Origin of the sequence: Streptomyces sp. SudanB5_2050 (assembly GCF_964272335.1) — a bacterium.
Taxonomy (GTDB): domain Bacteria; phylum Actinomycetota; class Actinomycetes; order Streptomycetales; family Streptomycetaceae; genus Streptomyces; species Streptomyces rochei.
On record NZ_OZ186760.1, the window covers coordinates 616,088 to 634,024 of the forward strand.

Annotated in this window: 17 protein-coding genes; 8 read left to right on the forward strand and 9 right to left on the reverse strand. The window is 72.8% G+C overall.

The window, feature by feature from the left end; all coding sequences use genetic code 11:
* The first annotated feature begins 4 nt into the window (after window positions 1–4).
* Together ACFZP7_RS02375 and ACFZP7_RS02380 are read left to right on the forward strand one after the other, a co-directional pair.
* Entirely contained in the window at window positions 5–1,390 is a 1,386-nt protein-coding gene (locus tag ACFZP7_RS02375; RefSeq protein ID WP_385633721.1) for a cellulase family glycosylhydrolase, read from the forward strand.
* A gap of 164 nt (window positions 1,391–1,554) precedes the next feature.
* Window positions 1,555–2,001, forward strand: coding sequence for a PPOX class F420-dependent oxidoreductase (locus ACFZP7_RS02380; protein ID WP_127441888.1), 447 nt, complete (start codon window positions 1,555–1,557; stop codon window positions 1,999–2,001).
* An 83-nt stretch (window positions 2,002–2,084) separates the two neighbouring features.
* Here ACFZP7_RS02380 and ACFZP7_RS02385 read toward each other — a convergent pair whose 3' ends face one another.
* Entirely contained in the window at window positions 2,085–2,696 is a 612-nt protein-coding gene (locus ACFZP7_RS02385) for a hypothetical protein (protein WP_030969783.1), read from the reverse strand.
* 229 nt (window positions 2,697–2,925) lie between these two features.
* Here ACFZP7_RS02385 and ACFZP7_RS02390 point away from each other — a divergent pair, with 229 nt between their 5' ends.
* Window positions 2,926–3,948, forward strand: a complete 1,023-nt coding sequence (locus tag ACFZP7_RS02390) for a YncE family protein (RefSeq protein WP_385633722.1) — start codon at window positions 2,926–2,928, stop codon at window positions 3,946–3,948.
* A 30-nt stretch (window positions 3,949–3,978) separates the two neighbouring features.
* Here ACFZP7_RS02390 and ACFZP7_RS02395 read toward each other — a convergent pair whose 3' ends face one another.
* The 5 genes from ACFZP7_RS02395 to ACFZP7_RS02415 form a co-directional block, all read right to left on the reverse strand.
* Window positions 3,979–4,605, reverse strand: a complete 627-nt coding sequence (locus tag ACFZP7_RS02395) for a hypothetical protein (protein ID WP_385633723.1) — start codon at window positions 4,603–4,605, stop codon at window positions 3,979–3,981.
* A 178-nt stretch (window positions 4,606–4,783) separates the two neighbouring features.
* Window positions 4,784–5,212, reverse strand: a complete 429-nt coding sequence (locus ACFZP7_RS02400) for an RNHCP domain-containing protein (protein ID WP_062136922.1) — start codon at window positions 5,210–5,212, stop codon at window positions 4,784–4,786.
* Between the two features lie 20 nt (window positions 5,213–5,232).
* Complete coding sequence (locus ACFZP7_RS02405) at window positions 5,233–5,613, reverse strand: RNHCP domain-containing protein (RefSeq protein WP_385633724.1); 381 nt, start codon at window positions 5,611–5,613, stop codon at window positions 5,233–5,235.
* Window positions 5,614–5,953: 340 nt separating this feature from the next.
* Window positions 5,954–6,889: a CU044_5270 family protein gene (locus ACFZP7_RS02410; RefSeq protein ID WP_385633725.1), complete on the reverse strand. Its 936-nt coding sequence runs from the start codon at window positions 6,887–6,889 to the stop codon at window positions 5,954–5,956.
* Entirely contained in the window at window positions 6,886–7,539 is a 654-nt protein-coding gene (locus ACFZP7_RS02415) for an RNA polymerase sigma factor (protein ID WP_086875278.1), read from the reverse strand. The genes ACFZP7_RS02410 and ACFZP7_RS02415 overlap by 4 nt, the downstream gene beginning before the upstream one ends.
* Before the next feature lie 130 nt (window positions 7,540–7,669).
* Between ACFZP7_RS02415 and ACFZP7_RS02420 the strand changes: the two genes are divergently transcribed.
* Window positions 7,670–9,763, forward strand: coding sequence for an acyltransferase family protein (locus ACFZP7_RS02420; RefSeq protein ID WP_385633726.1), 2,094 nt, complete (start codon window positions 7,670–7,672; stop codon window positions 9,761–9,763).
* A gap of 8 nt (window positions 9,764–9,771) precedes the next feature.
* Here ACFZP7_RS02420 and ACFZP7_RS02425 read toward each other — a convergent pair whose 3' ends face one another.
* Both ACFZP7_RS02425 and ACFZP7_RS02430 read right to left on the reverse strand, forming a co-directional pair.
* Window positions 9,772–10,971, reverse strand: a complete 1,200-nt coding sequence (locus ACFZP7_RS02425) for a YncE family protein (protein ID WP_385633727.1) — start codon at window positions 10,969–10,971, stop codon at window positions 9,772–9,774.
* Window positions 10,968–11,564 (reverse strand): ankyrin repeat domain-containing protein, encoded by a 597-nt coding sequence (locus tag ACFZP7_RS02430; RefSeq protein WP_385638310.1) that lies wholly within the window; start codon window positions 11,562–11,564, stop codon window positions 10,968–10,970. The genes ACFZP7_RS02425 and ACFZP7_RS02430 overlap by 4 nt, the downstream gene beginning before the upstream one ends.
* A gap of 749 nt (window positions 11,565–12,313) precedes the next feature.
* Here ACFZP7_RS02430 and ACFZP7_RS02435 point away from each other — a divergent pair.
* The 4 genes from ACFZP7_RS02435 to ACFZP7_RS02450 all read left to right on the forward strand — a co-directional run bounded on the left by ACFZP7_RS02435 (window position 12,314) and on the right by ACFZP7_RS02450 (window position 16,321).
* Window positions 12,314–14,044 (forward strand): PP2C family protein-serine/threonine phosphatase, encoded by a 1,731-nt coding sequence (locus tag ACFZP7_RS02435; protein ID WP_385633728.1) that lies wholly within the window; start codon window positions 12,314–12,316, stop codon window positions 14,042–14,044.
* A gap of 65 nt (window positions 14,045–14,109) precedes the next feature.
* The gene (locus ACFZP7_RS02440; protein ID WP_385633729.1) at window positions 14,110–14,844 is read left to right on the forward strand and encodes a D-Ala-D-Ala carboxypeptidase family metallohydrolase; all 735 of its coding nucleotides are present in this window, start codon (window positions 14,110–14,112) and stop codon (window positions 14,842–14,844) included.
* 143 nt (window positions 14,845–14,987) lie between these two features.
* Window positions 14,988–15,650, forward strand: a complete 663-nt coding sequence (locus tag ACFZP7_RS02445; RefSeq protein WP_193449645.1) for a histidine phosphatase family protein — start codon at window positions 14,988–14,990, stop codon at window positions 15,648–15,650.
* A 104-nt stretch (window positions 15,651–15,754) separates the two neighbouring features.
* A complete protein-coding gene (locus tag ACFZP7_RS02450) occupies window positions 15,755–16,321 on the forward strand; it encodes a DUF6328 family protein (protein WP_086875274.1) in 567 nt (188 codons plus the stop codon).
* A gap of 27 nt (window positions 16,322–16,348) precedes the next feature.
* Here the strand turns inward: ACFZP7_RS02450 and ACFZP7_RS02455 are convergent, their stop codons facing one another.
* Window positions 16,349–17,755: a cellulase family glycosylhydrolase gene (locus ACFZP7_RS02455; protein WP_385633730.1), complete on the reverse strand. Its 1,407-nt coding sequence runs from the start codon at window positions 17,753–17,755 to the stop codon at window positions 16,349–16,351.
* Window positions 17,756–17,937 lie beyond the last annotated feature (182 nt).

A 17,937-nucleotide genomic window follows, 5' to 3' on the forward strand; every position in this document is an offset into this window, starting at 1 on the left:
CGCATTGAAACGCCTCTTGGCCTTGCTCGTGGCCGGCGCATCGACCGTCGGCCTGACAGCGCTCGCCGGGCCCCCGGCCCAGGCGGCGACGGGCTGCAGGGCCGAATACCGCGTCACCAGCCAGTGGGAGGGCGGCTTCCAGGCCGGCGTGAAGATCACGAACCTGGGTGACGCCGTGGACGGTTGGACGCTCGGGTTCACGATGCCGGACGCCGGACAGAAGGTCGTCCAGGGCTGGAACGCGACCTGGTCGCAGGCCGGTTCCACGGTCACCGCGCGCGGCGTCGACTGGAACCGCACCCTGGCCACCGGCGCCTCCGCCGACCTGGGCTTCGTGGGCTCCTTCACCGGAGCCAACCCGGCACCCACGTCCTTCACGCTCAATGGCGTGACCTGTACGGGGTCCGTCACCGATCCGCCGACCGACCCTCCGACCGATCCGCCCGCGACCGGCACCCCGGTCGCCGTCAACGGGCAACTGCGCGTCTGCGGTGTGCATCTGTGCAACCAGTACGACCGCCCCGTCCAGCTGCGCGGCATGAGCACGCACGGCATCCAGTGGTTCGGCCAGTGCTACGACGACGCGTCCCTGGACGCGCTGGCAAACGACTGGAAGTCGGACCTGTTCCGCGTCGCCATGTACGTGCAGGAAGAGGGTTACGAGACCGACCCGGCGGGCTTCACCGGCCGGGTGAACAGCCTGGTCGACATGGCCGAGAAGCGCGGCATGTACGCGATCATCGACTTCCACACGCTGACGCCGGGCGACCCGAACTTCAACCTGGACCGCGCCAAGACCTTCTTCTCCTCCGTCGCCGCCCGCAACGCGGACAAGAAGAACGTGATCTACGAGATCGCCAACGAACCCAACGGGGTGAGCTGGGCGGCCATCAAGAGCTACGCCGAGCAGGTCATCCCGGTGATCCGGGCCGCCGACCCGGACGCGGTCGTCATCGTCGGTACCCGCGGCTGGTCCTCGCTCGGCGTCTCGGACGGCTCCGACGAGAGCGAGGTGGTCGCCGATCCGGTGAACGCGACGAACATCATGTACGCGTTCCACTTCTACGCGGCGACCCACAAGGACAACTACCGTGCCACGCTGAGCCGGGCGGCGGCGCGACTGCCGCTCTTCGTCTCCGAGTTCGGGACGGTCAGTGCCACCGGCGGCGGTGCGGTGGACCGGACGAGCAGCGTCGCGTGGCTGGATCTGCTCGACCGGTTGAAGATCAGCTATGCCAACTGGACGTACTCCGACGCCCCCGAGGGCAGCGCGGCGTTCAGGCCCGGCACCTGCGGCGGCACCGACTACAGCAGCAGTGGCGTGCTGACCGAGTCCGGCGCGCTGATCAAGAGCCGTATCAGCACCGCCGACCAGTTCCCCACGAGTTGAGGCGCCGGGACTCCGGGGCGCCGGTGGGCGGCGCCCCGGAGCCCCGTTGCGGCATGGAGAGCGGGCGCGCCTTTCGGCGCATCACCTCTCATGGGATCTCATGGGTGTCATGGGGTCTCATGGGGCCGAGAACTACCGTCGATCATGGTTGGTAGCCTCGCGGGATGACTGCGACCTTCGACGATGCCGTCCGTGCCCGCCTGCGAGCCCCCCACATCTGGTACGTCGGTACCGTGTTCGCCGACGGAGCCCCGCAGGTCAGCCCCATGTGGGTGGATCTGGAAGGAGAGCACGAGCTGTCGTTCAACACGTCGGTGGGGCGGGTGAAGGAGGAGAACCTGCGTCGCGATCCCCGTGTCTACCTCTCGCACGCGGACGCCACCGACCCCTTCGACCGCGTGCAGATCAGCGGAGTGGTGACCCGCTTCATCGAGGGACCGGAGGCGCACGACCGGATGGACCGGCTGGCCCACAAGTACCTGGGCAGCGAACGGTTCGAGTGGACCATGCCGGGGGAGCAGCGGGTCGCGGTGATCGTGCGTCCGGTGAAGGTGCGGCACATCGTCGGGGTGGAGCGGTTCCGGCCCGGCGGTCCCCGCCCCGCGTCCTGACGGCCCGTCCGAAGCCGCAGCCCCGCGTCTCGTGACCGGCCCGCCGACCCGCGTCCGACGAAGTCCACTCGCGCGGTCGGCGCTCAGGCGTCGGGCGCGCGGGCGCCGGAGGTGCGGGAGTCATCGGTCACCGCCGCCGGCAGGGCGGGCTCGTCGAGCCCGAGGTCTCCCCGCATCGTCTCCCGCAGGTACTCCAGCGGCTCCCAGAGATCGTCCAGCCGCCTCCGCAACGCCTCCGTCGTCACGTCCGGGCCCGCGGGACCGGCGTCCAGCCGCTGCACCAGCCCGTAGGTCCGCCGCAGCGCGCCGTTGACCCTGCCCACTGCCTCCAGAACCTCGTTGGAGACGATGATGTGCGCCTCCGCGTGCTGGACGACGTACGCGTTCCAGCGCTCGGCGAGGTCCGAACGCCGCGCCTCCGTGAGCGCCCCGTCACGCCGGAAGTCGTGCAGACAGGCGGCCAGTACGTCCCGGACCGCCCGGGTGGCCGCGCTGAACCGGATGTAACCGGCGTGCCGTTCCGCGAACAGCCGGTCCCGCCGAGCCTGTTCCCGGTCCTCCTGCCGGTGACGCTCGGTGTGCGCCAACTCCAACTCGCGCATCCGCCGTGCGGAGCGCTGCGTGAACCACACCGAGACCAGCGAGACCAGGCCACCGACCACGGCCGCCACCAGCGCCAGAGTCGCCCCGCCCATCGGCATTCCCCCCATTCCGACGATGCCGTCGCTACCGCTGCATGATGGCGCATCACCGGCCGTCCCGCCCGGTGGATGCCGGAGGCCCGCCGTCCCGGACACCGCGCGCGGGCGCGCCGGTTTGCCGGGCCCCACGGACAGGCATGAGTCTCGGGAGTGGACGTGAGGCGACCGTGCCACCTCGCGCAGGAGACGACGGACGACCGCGAGACCGAGGTGAGGGACAGTGGTGACACGACGCACCGTGCTCATGGCCGCCGGCGCCGGACCGTTGACGTCCGGCCTCACGGCGACGGCCTCCGGCACCGCCGGGGCCGCCGGTTCGGACGTGCTGGTGGTCGTGGAGAAGAGCGGTCACGCGGTCGGTTTCTACGACGTGTCGTCAGGCCGGCTGTCGCGGCGGGTGGCACTGCCGCAGTACCCGCACGAGATGGTCGTCGACTCCCGCAGGCGCTTCGCCTACGTCGGGCACTACGGAGTACGCATGTCCGCGAGCGTCGGTGAGGGCGGCTCGGCCGTCTTCGTCATCGACCTCGCCGAGCGTTCCCTGGTCCGGACGATCGACACGCGGCCGTTCAACCGCATCCACGGCATGGGCATCGACGACCGCGACCGGCTCTACGCCCTGAGCGAGGAGAAGGCGGTGCTGCTCGGCTTCGACACGCCCGCCACCGATCAGGCCCCGACGAGGGCGGTGCCCGCACACGGGCTCAAGACCCACCTGTTCGCGCTCAGCCGGGACGGTGAACGGGCCTTCGTCACGGGCCTGCTGTCGCACTCGGTCAGCCTCGTGCGCCCTCACGACGCCTCCGTACCTCCGCTGGTGGTGACCCCCGGCCAACTGCCCGAGAGCAGTTGCCTCAGCCGTGACGAGAGGACCCTGTACGTCGGAGCCCGCAGGAGTTCCGCCCTCGTCGCCGTCGATGCGCGCACGATGAAGGTGGTGCGGAGCCGGACGGTGGACGGGGACCCGCTGCGGGTGTACACCGTCGACGACGACCGACTGCTGGTGACGGACATCGTCGGCCGCACCCTCACCCTGTACAGCACGACGCTGCGCCGCATCCGTTCGCTGCGGCTGGAGGGCATCCCGGCCGCCGTCTCCTTCCACCCCCGCCGGCCCCTCGCCTATGTGTCCCAACTGGACACCGACTCCGTCGCCGTGGTCGACCTCGACCGCTTCTCCGTCATCGGCGGCTTCGGCACCGGCCCGGAACCGGACTCCTCGGCTCTGCTCCCGTCGGCCGCGTAGGAAGCGCGCGGTCCCCCGGGCGCAGCCGGGTCACGCGGGCTCGTCCCGGTCGGGCAGGGCGTGCGCCAGGAGGAACTCGGTGGCGCCCGCGATCGCCTCGGCGTAGGTGCCGTGGACGGCCTCGGACTCCTTCTCCTCCTGGTCCGCGGCGGTGGCGCTGTACCACCAGGCGTCGGCATCCGCGTCGTGGTGGACGACGGCGCTGCCGCCCGCGTAGTGCAGCGGGATGGATTCCCGGGTGGACCTCCCGACGACCGCGTGGGGCCACTTGAGACGGGCGGACTGACGCTTGATACCGCCCCAGGCGGCCCCGAGTTGGGCGTAGCTGGCCCCGCCGCGGCCGGCGACGGTGGCGGCGCTCTCCGCCAGCCGGTCGACGGACTGCTTGGTCTCGTACAGCGCCCGGAGCAGCGCCAACTGCAGGTCGGGGGCGGCCATGAGCGCGGGGTCGAGGGGCTTGCCCGCAGCGCGGTAGGCGAGCGCCCGGGTCGAGATCCGTTCGGCGAGGGCACGGGCCGCTTCATGGACCCTGTCGTCCATGGCGAACGAGTCCTCCGTGGTGGGCTCGTTCCAGGGCGGCTCGACCAGCGTGGTGACGGTGGCCCAGAAATGCCCGTCGTTCTGGTCGGGGGTCGGAATTCCGTTCTCATCGCTCATGCGACAAGATTAGCTGTCACATGCCCGTCTCGACAGTTTTTTATGTCATCAGCGGCGGCGGCGACCGCTTGGCTCCGCTCTTCGAGCTGCGGGCGGTTTCCGCTCGGCGCGGCTCGGCCACGAGTTGCGGGAACTCGTGGCCGAGCCGGCCCGGCCGGCGTGAAGGTGCCGTTCGCCGTCACAGGGTCAGCAGCACCCGATGGGCGATGCTGGTGTCCCTCAAGGGCTTGAGCGCGAGGCGCACGAGCACCAGCGCGTTGTCGTCGCCCGCGATCCGGTTGGCGCTCAGCTCGCCGCAGGCCACACAGTGGTGGATGATCATCCATTCACCGTCGGGCCGTACCGACATGCTCAGCGCCTCCATCCGGCCCCGGCAGTCCGCGGCCCGGTCGCCCGGGACCCGTCGGTCGACGTGCAGGCTGGACAGACAGTTCGGGCAGTGATTGCGGTGCGTGGTGCCGGGCGCCTCCGGTGACACCTCCGTCCGGCAGCCCACGCACCGGAAGGCGTTCGCCCCGTGCCCTCCCCGACCGTGCAGGACGTCCTTGCTCCGCTGCGGCCGTCGGGTGGACCGGGTCCGTCTGTTCGGTCTGCCTCGTCCGGGCATGGTCGCTCTCCTCCCCCGGCTCACAGCTCGCCGAACACTTCGAGCGGGAAGGGCGGTTGGGCCAGGGGCCGCACGGCCATGCGCATCAGGATGAGCTGGTTGTCGTCCGCGCAGACGGGGTTGGAGGTCAGTTCGTCGCAGCGCACACAGCGGTGGACGACCATCCAGTCGCCGGTGCGCAGTACGGCGATGGAGATCGGCGACATCCGGCCGTGGCAGTCGCTCGGTCCGCCCTCGACGTGGTCGAGGACGTGCTGCGAGTGCAGGCAGGACGGGCAGTGATTGCGCCGGGTACCGTCGCCGGCGGCGGCGGACACGGTCAGGCCGCACCACGCGCAGACGAAGGTGCCGGTGAGGACGGTGTGGGACGTGCTGGGGTGAGCCTTCTTGGGGTGGGACACCCGGTGTGCTCCTTGCTGAGTCGGTCTGTGAGGACAGCAAGAGCAGGCCGAGCGGCCTCGGCGAACGGACCCGCCCCGGCCGCGGCACGCATGCGGGCACGACGGTGAGGGGCAGGAGCGGAACAGCCCGGAACGCGTCCGGTCCGGCCGGGAGCGGCGCGGGGTCGGACGGTCAGGCGGTACGGCGAGGCGCGCTCAGCGCGGGCCGGGGCATAAACATCTCTTTTCCAGGGCGCTGTTGCGCCCAGAGCAGGTCGACGGAGCATCGCCAGAGTAACCACGCCCCCGGAGACCGTGCCAGCGAATTAACGGGCCGGACGGCGCCGCCGTCCGGCCCGCGTCATCCGGTGCCGAGGTTCCAGGAGTCGACCGGCGGCTCACCGGCCCGGTCGGCCACGCCGATCTCCAGCAGCGCGGTCGTGCCCTCCACGCCGAGGAAGACGAAGCTCGACGCGTCGAACACCAGGGCGGGGCGCGTCGTGCCGGACGTCGACAGTGCCAGCCCGGTGCCCGTCCGCCCGATCCGGTCCCGGACCCCGGTCTCGACGACGACGCCGGGTATCCGGCGCGCGGCCCGGTAGAGGGCCTCGCTGAGGCCGGGGACCAGGACGGCCGGTTCCAGCACGCCGGAGATGTACTCGAACACCGCCTCCTCGTGGGTCGGTCCCTGTCCTTCCGTCTCCCGGTAGAGGTGCGCGAGCAGTTGCCGCGGGTCGGTGGGCAGTTCCCGCAGTTCGCGGTGGTCCGCGCCGCCGGACATGGCCATGTGCTCCGTGGTCGGTGCCTCCGGGTCGAGACGGGCCGCGGCGGCGGGTCGCGGCCCGGTGAGGGCGAGCCCCTCCCGGCTGCCGGCCACGGCGAGCCAGTCCTCGCGCTGGACCACCCTCGTGTCACCGCGGTAGGCCGTGTACTCCCCCGTCATCACGCGGCGTTCGTACAGGAACTGGCCGTCCTTCATCTCGATCACCGGCGGCCTGCCGACCGTCGTCGCGACCGCGCCCGGGCTCTGCACGACCTCGTGCCCGCCGCGCAGCCCGGTGACGACGACCGTCCCCGTCACCACGGTGGCCGCCAGGGCCAGCGGTGCCGCCGCCCAGACGACCAGGCGCCGGCCGCGCGGAGACCCGGATGCGGCCGCCCGCTTCCTCCCTATCTCCCGCAGCAGGTGCTGTCTGAGCACCCGGCGCCGCTCCGGGTTCAGCGCCGGATCGCCGGGGGCGGGCAGCAACTCGGCCAGTTCGTCGTACTCGGTCCCGCGGGGCCGCTCCGGGATCATCGTCTTCTCTCCTCCGCGCACTGGTCCACTGCGCACCGGTCCTCTCCGGTGTGCCGTGCGAGCGTCGGCACGCCGACCGACGGGTGCCGGGCCGCCGCGGGCATCCGCGCGCGCTCCGCGTCGGTCAGCGCCCGCAGTCGCTTCCTGGCCCGTGAGAGCCGCACCCGCACCGTCCCGGCCGTCACCCCCAGGGCCTCCGCGGCCTCGGCGGTGTCGAGCCCCTCCCAGACACACAGGGTGAAGACCTCCCGCTCGGCGCGCCGCATTCCGCTCAACGCCCGCTGGGCGGCGACCAGTTCCTCCTGGTCGGCCAGCCGCTGGGTCACCTCGTCGGCGAAGTCCGGGACCGGTGCGGCGGGAGGGAGCCGGGCGAGGGCGTCCCGGTGCCGGCGGGCCGCGCGCGTCATGTTGCGCATGACGTTCGTCGCTATGCCGAGCAGCCACGGACGCAGACTCTCCCCCTCCGCCAGCACCCGCTCACGCAGCCGCCAGGCCTCGAGGAAGGTCAGCGACACGACGTCCTCGGCCGTCGACCAGTTGCCCGTGACCCGTACGGCGTGCCGGTGGACGGTCGGGGCGAAGGTGTCGAAGAGTCGCCCGAAGGCCTCGGGGTCCCCGGCTCGGACACGGTCGCGCAGTGAGTGCTCCACGTCTGTGACTGTCCGCGGGACGGGAGGCGTGTCAGTGACGTGCGTCATACCGTTCGGTGGCCGGAGGATGCCGACCCGTCATGTGACCGGGGACACGGTAATCGCCCCGGGTGTGCGGACAGTCCGGAGTGTGACACGCACCTCCGACCTCTCCCGCCCGATACGGGCGGCGGCACCGAAGCGGCCCGTCCCGACGCTCCGCCCGCACCGACGTGACATCCAGGGGCTGCGCGGTCTGGCCGTCACCCTCGTGGTGCTCGGGCACGCCGGACTGCCCTGGCTCGCCGGCGGCTACGTCGGTGTCGACGTCTTCTTCGTCATCTCCGGCTTCGTCATCACCTCCGGCCTGCTGCGGGAGGCCGAGCGGAACGGTTCCGCGTCCTTGCGGCGGTTCTACGCCGCACGCGCGCTGCGCATCCTCCCGGCGGCGTCCCTGGTCTGCGTCTGCACCCTGGTCGGCTGCCGGCTCTTCGCCTCGAAGATCCGCTACGAGGAGTTCCTGCACGACGCGCTGGCGGGCGGCCTGTACGCCATGAACGTGGACCTGGCGGTCTCGGGGACCGACTACCTCCAGGAGGGCGGCGCGCCCTCGCCGTTCCAGCACTTGTGGTCGCTGTCCGTGGAGGAGCAGTTCTACCTGCTGTGGCCCGCGCTCCTCCTGGTGACCTGGAAGGCGGTGCGGCGCCCGTGGCTGAGGGTGCTGCCGCCGGCCGTGCTCTGTCTCGTGTCGTACGTCCTGAGCGTGCGGACGACCGCCGTCTCGCCGTCCTGGGCGTACTTCGGCCTGCACACCCGGCTGTGGGAGCTGGGCGCCGGTGGCCTGCTGGCCCTGTGTGCCGCGGCGCCGGCCCGGCTGCCGCGTGCCGTCGCCGCGGCCGGGTCGTGGCTCGGGCTGTCCGCGATCCTCGCGTCGGCCGTGGTGTACGACGCCGACACACCGTTCCCCGGCCACGCCGCCGGCCTGCCCGTCCTCGGCGCCCTGCTGGTGATCGCGGGCGGCTGCCGGCCGTCTCCGTCCGGTGCCTCACGGCTGCTCGGGCTGCGTCCCGCGACCTGGGTGGGAGACGTCTCGTACGGCTGGTACCTGTGGCACTGGCCGCTGCTGGTGCTCGTCCCCGCCGCGCTGAACCGCACGGCCACACTCCCCCTGTCCCTCCAAGTGAGCGCGGTGGCGCTGCTGCCGGCCTGGGCGTCGCTGCGTCTGGTGGAGAATCCGGTGCGCTTTCGCACGTCGCTGCGGGACAGGCCCGGGGCGGCGCTGGGGCTCGGCCTCGGTCTGACCTCCGGCGTCGTGTGCTTCTGCCTGGTCGCGGCGTCCTTCCCGCCGACGATCAGCTCCGGGGTGCGCTCCCCGGCGCTGGCCGAGAGCCTCGCGGCGGCGCGCGATCCCGGTGACCGGCTCGCCCGGCTGGTCTCCACGGCCGGGACCCGGTTGCCCGCCAACCTGTCCCCGGCGCTGCCGGACGTCAAGAAGCAGCGGTCGGCGGTCTACCGGGACGGCTGCCACGTCGGTTACGGTGCCACCCGCTCGCCCGACTGCGTCTACGGGGACCCGACCTCCCGGGAGGTCGTCGTCCTTTTCGGCGACTCGCACGCGGCGCAGTGGTTCCCGGCACTCGACCGGGTGAGCCGCGACAACGGGTGGAAACTGGTGTCGCTGACGAAGGCGTCGTGCAAGACCGCCGACATCACGACCCGCTCCGGCGGCAGCGCGTACACGTCCTGCGACACCTGGCGGGAGGAGGCGCTGCGGCGGATCATGGAGCTGCGGCCGATGCTCGTGGTGGCCGCCTCCTCCGAGGCGGCGGAGCCGATGCACCGGATGTCGGACCCGTCGCGGGAGTGGACGCGGGGATACGAGCGCGTGTACCGGCGGCTGGCCCGTGACGCGGGCGCGGTCGCGGTGCTGCTCGACAGTCCGTGGCCCAAGGGCGACGCCGTGGAGTGCGCGGCGCGGCATCCAATGCGGCTGGGCGAGTGCGAGGCCGACCAGCGGGACGCGATCAGGTCGCCCACCCTCCGGAAGGCCGGCGAGACGGCGGCCCGCCGGGCCGGCGCCGAGGTTATCGACCCGCGGCCTTGGCTGTGCCCGCCCCGGGGCGGATGCCCCACGGTCGTCGCGGACACCTTCGTCTACCGCGACGAGAGCCATGTGGCGGAGTCCTACGCCCGGGCGCTGGCCCCGGTGGTACGCGAGGAGTTCCGGAAGCTGGGCCTTGCCTGAGGCACGCGCTACGGCGAGCGGAGCACGGCGACGCCCAGCGGCCGTTCCCCGGCGGGGAGCCGCCGGGTGTCACCGGTGGCGAGGTCCACGACGCTGATGCCGTTCCAGTAGCCGTCACGCGTGAAGCCGCCGGTGACATAGGCGGTGCGCCCGTCCGGGGAGACGGCGACGTCCTCGTGCGGCCCGTCCAGCGGGATCACCCTCTCCTGCCCGTCCTTCGTGCGGACGGTCAGCGACGGCCCCGCGTCCTCGGAGGGGTCGATCGGGCCGGTGCCGACGACCAGCAGGGTGCCGTCGGGGGTGGCGGTGACGCCGTGCTGGTGGGTGTCGGCCGTCATCCGCTCGACGGCCGACCGGCCGGTCTCCGGGTCGAGCACGACGAGCCTCTCCCCCTCGAACGGCAGCAGCAGCCTGCCGTCCGAGGGCCGGACGGCCGCGTAGTGCGGTTTCAGCCACGAGCCGAGACCGCCCTCGGTCCCGTACGGCGCGACCTCGATACGGCGGGTGTCCTGGGTGCGCGTGTCGACGACGGTGACGTCGAAGGAGTCGTGGCCGGTCGCGTAGACCTCGCGGCCGTCCCGCGAGACGTCCACGTCGAAGGGGCGGCGGCCCACGGCGGTCGTGGCGGTGACCTCGCGGGTCCCGGTGTCGATGGTCTCCAGGGTCCCGTTGCCGGAGGGCACGTTGACCCCGACGTACACGTGCCGGCCGTCGGGGGCGAGGGCGATGCCCATGCCGCCGCCCCGGTACTCGCCGCCGGTGACCGGGCCGAGGCCCGCCGTCTCGTACGGGACGAGGTCGAGGCGTTCGCGGCGGTGGGTGTCGACGACGGCGACGCCCTCCGCGGTGGCGACCCAGGCGCGGCCGTCCTCGCCCACGACGAGGCCGTAGGGTGCCTCGCCGACCTTCACCGAGTCGACCGGTCCCGCGTCCGGGTCGACGAACGTGACGGTGTCGGCTCCGAAGTCGGCGACCAGCAGGGTGCCGTCGGGGGTCCTGCCGGAAGGTTCGGGGCGGGGCGCTTCGGGGCGGGGCGCTTCGGGGGCGGGCGAGGCGGGTGCGGCGCCGCCGCTCGCCCCGGCGGCAGTTCCGTCCCCGGTGCCGGCGGTGGTGCAGCCGGCGACCAGGGCCACGGAGGCGAGCCCCAGGGCGGCGCCGCGGACGACGCGCCCCCTCGTGGTACGGCCGGGTGCCGTGGGGCGCCTCAACGGACGGCCCTCAACAGCGCCGCGATCCCCTCGAGGCCGCGGCGCTCGGCGTGTTCCAGGGCCGTGGTGCCGTCGGCGTCGGGCAGGTCCGCGGTGGCGCCGGCGGTGAGAAGCAGTTCCACGATCTCCTGGTGGGCGCGGCCGGCGTCGCCGAGGATCACGGCTTCGAGCAGGGCGGTCCAGCCCAGCCGGTTGACGTGGTCGACGTCGATGTCGGTCTCGCGCAGCAGCGCCCGGACGTAGTCGACGTGTCCGCGTTCGGCGGCGGGGATGAGCGAGGTGCCGCCGAAGCGGTTGGTGACCGTCAGGTCCGGCCGCGCGGGCAGCAGCGCCCGCATCATCGCGACGCTGCCGGTGACTCCGGTGACCAGCCACGGGCTGTCGTCCCGGTCGTCCTGGGCATTCGGGTCGGCGCCCGCCGCGACCAGTACCTCGGCGGTGGCCACGTGGTCGTGGAGGGCGGCGAGCAGCAGCGGTGTCCGCCGGTGCGGGTCGCGGACCTCGGTGCGGGCGCCCGCGGCGAGGGCGAGCCGTGCGGCGGCGGCGTCGCCCGCGACGGCCGCTTCGAGCAGGGCGCGGTCGGGTGGGTTCATGGCGGCTCTCCTGGTGGCCGTGGACGCCCCCGGCAGAGGCAGTGCGGCCAGGGTCGATCGGGTCCTGGACAGGCCGGCCGCGGTCGCCGTGGCGAGGCGGACGCCGGTCGCGTGCATCCGGGTGACCGCGACTTCGACGGCGGGCGGCAGGGACATGCTGTTCATCCTCCTGGGTGACGGTGTCCGGTTCCGGGGCGGTGGCCCGCCGTCGGGGCGGGCCACCGGATGCCCGCACGGTTCGGTCGGGGTGTTCGCACCGGCGCGGCTGCGCTCCGTCACCTCCTGACGTCCTTCCTCACGTGCTTCGTCCGTGGTCGGTCTCCCAGGGGGTGGGGTGCGACCGGCCGGTCGCCGGACAGCCCGGGAAGGCGGGCTCGTCCACCGGCCGGCCGACTGGCGCGGCGTCCGACTCCGGCCCCGGAGCCGGAGCCGGCTCCGGTATCGGTATCGGTATCGGTATCGGTATCGATCCTGCGCCCCGGACCGCCCCCACCGCCTCAACGGACCGGGTGGACACGGCGGGCCGAGCGGCTGATCCCCGTGTCGTCCGATCGGCTGACCGAGGGGCCCGCCCGATCGTGTCCCCCCGTCCCCGGAGCCGTCGCCGAGCCCGACCGCCTCGTGCGGGGCGGGCTGCCCGACACGGCGCATCACCGGTGGCCGATCACCGGTGCGCGGCGGAGACTGTTCGTCACTGCTCCCGCTGTGCGCCGCTGGAGGCCCGAGCCCCCATGGATCATCTTCCCCCGGTGCCCGACGCACGTGCCCGCCTGGAGTTGGGGGCGATCAAGGGGTTGCTGCAGGCCCAGCGCCGACGCATCCGGTCCTACACCCGCGACCACCGCCCCGACCTCGAGGCGGCTCCCGACGCGCCCTCCCCCGCACCGGTCGCGTCCCCGTCCGTGTCCCCGACGGGGCAGCAGGTCCTCGACGCCCTTCCGGTACCGGCCCTGCTGCTGACACCCGTCCTCGGCGACGACGGCGAGATCGTCGACGCCCTCTGCGCGAGTCACAACACGGCGGCCGTCGCCTATGTGTCGGAGCGGCTCCCTGAAAGCGCGCTCTCCCGGTGGTGGGGGACCGCGTCGCTGTACGCGCGGTTTCCCTCCCTGCGCCGGACGCCGGTCGCCGGGATGATCGACCGCGCGTACCGTGAGCGCGCGAGCCAGGGCCCGGAGGCCGTCGAGTGGGTGGCCGGCGACGCGCCGGGTCCGGTGCGGCTCGTCGCCGAGGTCCGTGTCAGCCCTTGCGGCGACCAGCTGCTGCTCGACTGGCAGCCGGGCAACCTGCATCGCATGGCCACCGCCGCCCAGCGACTGGTGCGCACGTGCTGGGCGGAGTGGAACCTCGGGGACGACGGTGTGGAGCCCTCCCTCGGGTTCCGCCAGGTCCTCGGACTGGCGGACGACGCCCCACTGCCGACCCTGTCCGACGTGGCGGACGCCGTCACCGCCGACAGCCTGCCCGGCTTCTACCAGATGCTGTACGACGTCATCCTGCGCAAGCGGACCGCGGACTGCACCCTGCGCATGCCCGGCAGGATCGACCGGATCACCCGGCTGACCGCCGAGCCCGTGCGGATCGCTCCCGGCAGCCTGGTCTGGGGCGTCCGCGCCGTGCTCACCGACGTCACCGCCGAGCAGCGGCGCCGTGAGTCGGCGCGACGCGCGGAGCGGGAAGTCCTCCGCCAGCGCCGGCAGGCGAGGACGCTCCGGGAAGTCGCGGAGGCCCTGCGGGAGGCGGTGCTCCCGCACTTCCACGACGAGCTGGCCGCCTACGGTCTCCAGGCCACGGCTGTGTACCGGCCGGACGCACGCGAGGCCGGCGTGGGCGGCGACTGGTACAAGGCCCGCAAGCTGCCCGACGACCGGCTCCTCATCGCGCTCGGCGACGCCCGGGGACACGGGCTCTCCGCGGTCACCCTGATGGCCAAGCTGCGCTACGCCCTGGCGGGGCTCGCCTACACGGAGCAGCCGGTCGAGCAGCTGGCGTACTGGCTCAACGAGACGGCCTGCGCCGACGGCATCGAGTCCACCGCCACCGCCGTCATCGCCCGCTACCACCCCGAGCGGCAGCTGCTGCGCTGGGTGTGCGCCGGGCACCCCTGCCCGGCGCTGGTCCGCGACGGGCGCGCCACGTCCCTGCCCTTCCCCGAGGGCGGACCGGGGCTCCCTCTCGGTGTGCTGCCCGGCACCCGCTACACCGCCGCCGAGACCTCGCTGCGGATCGGCGACATCGTCCTCATGTACTCGGACGGCCTCACCGAGCGCCGGGACAGCGACCCGGACCTGGACACCCGGCGCTTCCTGGAGGCCGCCGAGTCCGCCTTGCGGGGCTCGGACCCCGGCGCGGACCGGGAGGGGCTGCACGCCTACGCCGAGAACCTGGTCGCACGCCTGGACGGCCCGCACCGTGCGGACGACGCCACGCTCCTGGCCCTGCGCCGGGTGGAGCCGCCCGGCGGTGCCCGGCGCCATTGACGCGCGTAGCCCGCTCCCGCACGCTGGGCTTCGGTTGTTGTCGACTCGACGGTCGGGAGGCCGGGATGTTCAGACGCGTGTCACGTCTGCTTCTCTCATTTGTCATGCTCATGGCTGGTGCGGTGGTCGGTATGGGCGCCACCGCCGGCACGGCGCACGCCGACTCCTGCTACACCTGGAACCGCACCCTGTCCCAGGGATCCTCGGGCAGCGACGTGACCCAGCTGCAGATCCGGGTCGCCGGCTGGGTGACGTCCGGTGAACGGCTCTCCTACGACGGCCAGTACGGCGCGCGGACCGCCGCCGCGGTCAAGAAGTTCCAGGCCGCCTACGGGCTGAGCGCGGACGGGGTCGCCGGCCCGGCGACCTTCAGCAAGATCTACGCCCTCCAGGACGCCGACTGCACGCCCGTCCACTTCACCTACGCCGAACTCAACAAGTGCAACTCGGACTGGTCCGGCGGCGCCGTCTCCGCGGCCACCGCCAAGTCGAACGCGCTCAAGACCATGTGGAAGCTGGAGGCGATGCGGCACGCCCTCGGCGACGTCCCCATCACCGTCTCCAGCGGCTTCCGGTCCTACGCGTGCAACAACGCGGTCGGCGGCTCCGCCACCAGCCGCCACCTCTACGGCGACGCGGCCGATCTGGTGGGCTCGCCGTCCCTGTGCCGCCTGGCCCAGCAGTCCCGCACGCACGGCTTCTCCGAGATCCTCGGCCCGGGCTACCCCGGCCACAACGACCACACCCACGTGGCCTTCGACCCGTCGCCGTACTGGTCGGCTCCCACCTGCGGCATCTGATCCCCCGGACCGGGCCCGGACGGTGGGCGCCGCGGCACCCGACGGTGTCGGGCACCGGCCGTCCGGGACCCGCGTCTTTTCCGGAACCGACGGCGCCGGTGGCAGAGTGGAGGGAGTTTTCCGCTCTGTGGAGGTAGTCCCGCATGCGTCTGCTGCTCGTACGTCATGGCCAGACCCCGTCCAATCTCAAGCATCTGCTGGACACCGGCGCGCCGGGGCCGGGTCTGACGCCTCTGGGACAGGAGCAGGCCGCCGCGCTGCCCGAGGCACTGGCGACGGAGCGGATCGGCGCGCTGTTCGCCTCCACACTGGTGCGGACCCAGCTGACCGCCGCCCCGCTGGCGGCCGCGACGGGGCTGGAGGTCCGTGTCCGGGACGGGCTCAGGGAGGTGGCCGCCGGGGATCTGGAGATGCGCGGCGACGAGGACGCGGCCGCCGTCTACATGTCCACCGCCTTCGCCTGGTCCGCCGGCGACACCGGCCGCCGGATGCCCGGCGGTGAGAACGGACTGGAGGCCCTGGGCCGCTTCGACGCCGTGGTCGCCGAGGCGGCCCGGACGGGGGCGGACACGGTGGCCATGGTCAGCCACGGCGCGATGATCCGTACGTGGGTGGCCGCCAGGGCGGACAACGTCGACGTGGAGTACGCCGCCGACCACCCGCTGGGCAACACCGGCGTCGTCGTGCTCTCCGGCTCGCCCGACCGGGGCTGGCGGGCCCTCGTGTGGGAGGGCAGGCCGCTCGGTCCGGAAGGGGACTTCCCCGCGGACAGCGGTCCGGCCGGCGAGGCCGCGCCCGGGGCCTGAGGGGCGCCGCTCCTCCCGTCGCGGAGCCGACGAGGGCCGTCCCCGGCATGTGAACGGATTCAACGGGCACATGAACGGTCCACGACGGGAGGGGAAAGACGAGCATGACGACGCAGATCGAGTGGTCCGGGACGAAGCCCGGCGGGTGCGACGCGTGCGCGGGCCACGACGCCGAGTCGCCGGAGGACGAGGCGCCGGAGACGCCGCGTGAGCGGGTCAACCGCCGCTGGAACGAGATGATGCAGGAGACGCGGGTCGCCCAGACGGGGGTGCAGATCCTCTTCGGCTTCCTGCTCAGCGTCGCCTTCACCCCCCTCTTCCACGACCTGGGCACGTTCGACCACGCCGTCTACGTCGTCACCGTGATCTCGGGCGCCACGGCCACCGCCTGCCTGATCGCCCCCGTCTCCATCCACCGCTTCCTGTCGGGACAGCGGATGAAGGACGAGATGGTGGAGGTGGCCCACCGCCTGATGATGTGCGGCATGCTCCTGATGGCCGTGACCATCGGCTGCACTCTCCTGCTGATCCTGCACGTGGTCGTTCCCGGCTTCATGGCGAAGCTGCTGGTCGGCGGCGTGATGGTGTGGTTCGCCCTGGCGTGGTACGCCCTGCCGCTGTGGCTGCGCCGCCGCTCCGCCCGCCGCCAGGAACCCCGGTCTCCCGAGTGACGGCGACGGTGTCCGTCGCCCCCCGGATCACCGCGGCGGACGCGGGGTGACGACGACGGTGACACGCGCGCCCGGACGCGCGGCCAGCCGCACGGTCGCCGCGCGGTCCTCCGGCAGCGGCCCGGGGCCGGTGCGGGCGGCCCCGGTCGCCTCGACGCGCCAGCCGCCCGGCCGGGGCGGCAGCGAGACCTCGGTGACGCCGTGCCCGGCCCGGTACGACAGCCGGTACGTGGCGCCGTCCGGTTCGTACGCCTCGGCGGTGATCCGCCCGGCGACCGCCGGGGCGTACGGCGCCGCGGTCTGCTCCTTGTTGGTCCGGAAGCGCCCCTCGGCGTCCACGGCGCAGTACCCGCCGCCGTAGCACCAGACGTACCCCGCCCACCCGGAGGTGTAGCGGTTCAGGGACGTCAGGGCGTCACGATAGAAGCGGCCCATGTGCGGCAAGGAGTTGTTGAGCGGGCCCCACTCCCCCACCACGACGGGGACCCGGTGGCGGCTCGGGTAGGCGGTCACCGCGGCCTCGTACGCCTCGATCCAGCCGGCCGAAGGGTCGTAGTCGGCGCCCGCCTCCATGGCCGTGTTGTAGAAGTGGGGCGCGTAGACGGCCTTCGGGTCGTCGATCCGGCCGAGTCCGGTGGGGACGCCCTCACCCACGATGGGGGTCGGTTCGAAGAAGATCCAGGAGTCGTCGTCCACGGAACGGATCGCGTCGGCCAGGCGGTTGTAGAGGGGCGTGAGCTGTGCGCGCTCGATGCGGCGGGCGGCCGTGGGCAGGTCCTCGCCCGGCGCGATCTCCCCCATGGGCTCGTTGATCAGGTCGTAGCCGAGGACGGCCGGGTGGTCCCCGAGGCGGTCGGCCAGCACCCGCCACATGTCCGCCTGGGCGCGCCGCAGGTCGGGGTCCTCGTAGAGGTGGGTGAACGCCCGCTGCACGGCCGGTTCGAAGTACTCGGCGAACCAGTCGTCGGGGTGCGGGGTGAACGGCAGTCCGTCGGTCCTGGTGGCCCACTCGGGGATGCCCCGGTGACCGAACGCGGGCCCGAAGACGTCCTGGTGCGCGTCGATCAGGACGTGGACGCGGTGCTTGTGCGCCCAGTCGAGGATGCGTTCGATCTTGCGGAGGTACAGCCGGCTGTAATGGCCCCGCCGGGGTTCGAGGTCGTCCCAGAAGACGAGGAGCCGGGCGAAGTTGAAGCCCTGGGACCTCAGGTCACGGAAGTGGCGCTCGCCGATCGCGGACAGTGCGGCCTCGCCGCGGTGCGTCTTGTCCTCGACGTTCCAGCCGCGCAGGGTCAGGACGCGTCCCCGGTCGTCCGTGAGCCGGGGTATGCCGGGCGCTTGGGCCGCTCGGTCGCCGACGGCCGGCTGACCGTGGGCGGTTCCGGTGGACAGCAGGACGGCGCAGACGAGTGCGGTGAGCAGACGGCGGTACACGGGACCTCCGGCACGTTCGGTCGGCTGTGCCGCAGAGCACACCAGAAAAGGTGAGGATTGTTCAAGACTGCGGGCCCCTCGGGTACGGACACAGTCACGGTCACGGACAACGGAACGCTCCCCTGTTCGACTTGTCGTCGCCGTGTGTGTTCTGGCCGGCACGTCGCGACCTCACGGCCGTT

Excerpts from the sequence above, each read along its gene's own strand:
- ACFZP7_RS02380 (WP_127441888.1), top strand. The coding sequence starts at position 1,555 with ATGACTGCGACCTTCGACGATGCCGTCCGTGCCCGCCTGCGAGCCCCC.
- ACFZP7_RS02445 (WP_193449645.1), top strand. The coding sequence starts at position 14,988 with ATGCGTCTGCTGCTCGTACGTCATGGCCAGACCCCGTCCAATCTCAAG.
- ACFZP7_RS02410 (WP_385633725.1), bottom strand. The coding sequence starts at position 6,889 with ATGATCCCGGAGCGGCCCCGCGGGACCGAGTACGACGAACTGGCCGAG.
- ACFZP7_RS02440 (WP_385633729.1), top strand. The coding sequence starts at position 14,110 with ATGTTCAGACGCGTGTCACGTCTGCTTCTCTCATTTGTCATGCTCATG.
- ACFZP7_RS02400 (WP_062136922.1), bottom strand. The coding sequence starts at position 5,212 with ATGCCCGGACGAGGCAGACCGAACAGACGGACCCGGTCCACCCGACGG.
- ACFZP7_RS02430 (WP_385638310.1), bottom strand. The coding sequence starts at position 11,564 with ATGAACCCACCCGACCGCGCCCTGCTCGAAGCGGCCGTCGCGGGCGAC.
- ACFZP7_RS02450 (WP_086875274.1), top strand. The coding sequence starts at position 15,755 with ATGACGACGCAGATCGAGTGGTCCGGGACGAAGCCCGGCGGGTGCGAC.
- ACFZP7_RS02395 (WP_385633723.1), bottom strand. The coding sequence starts at position 4,605 with ATGAGCGATGAGAACGGAATTCCGACCCCCGACCAGAACGACGGGCAT.
- ACFZP7_RS02385 (WP_030969783.1), bottom strand. The coding sequence starts at position 2,696 with ATGGGCGGGGCGACTCTGGCGCTGGTGGCGGCCGTGGTCGGTGGCCTG.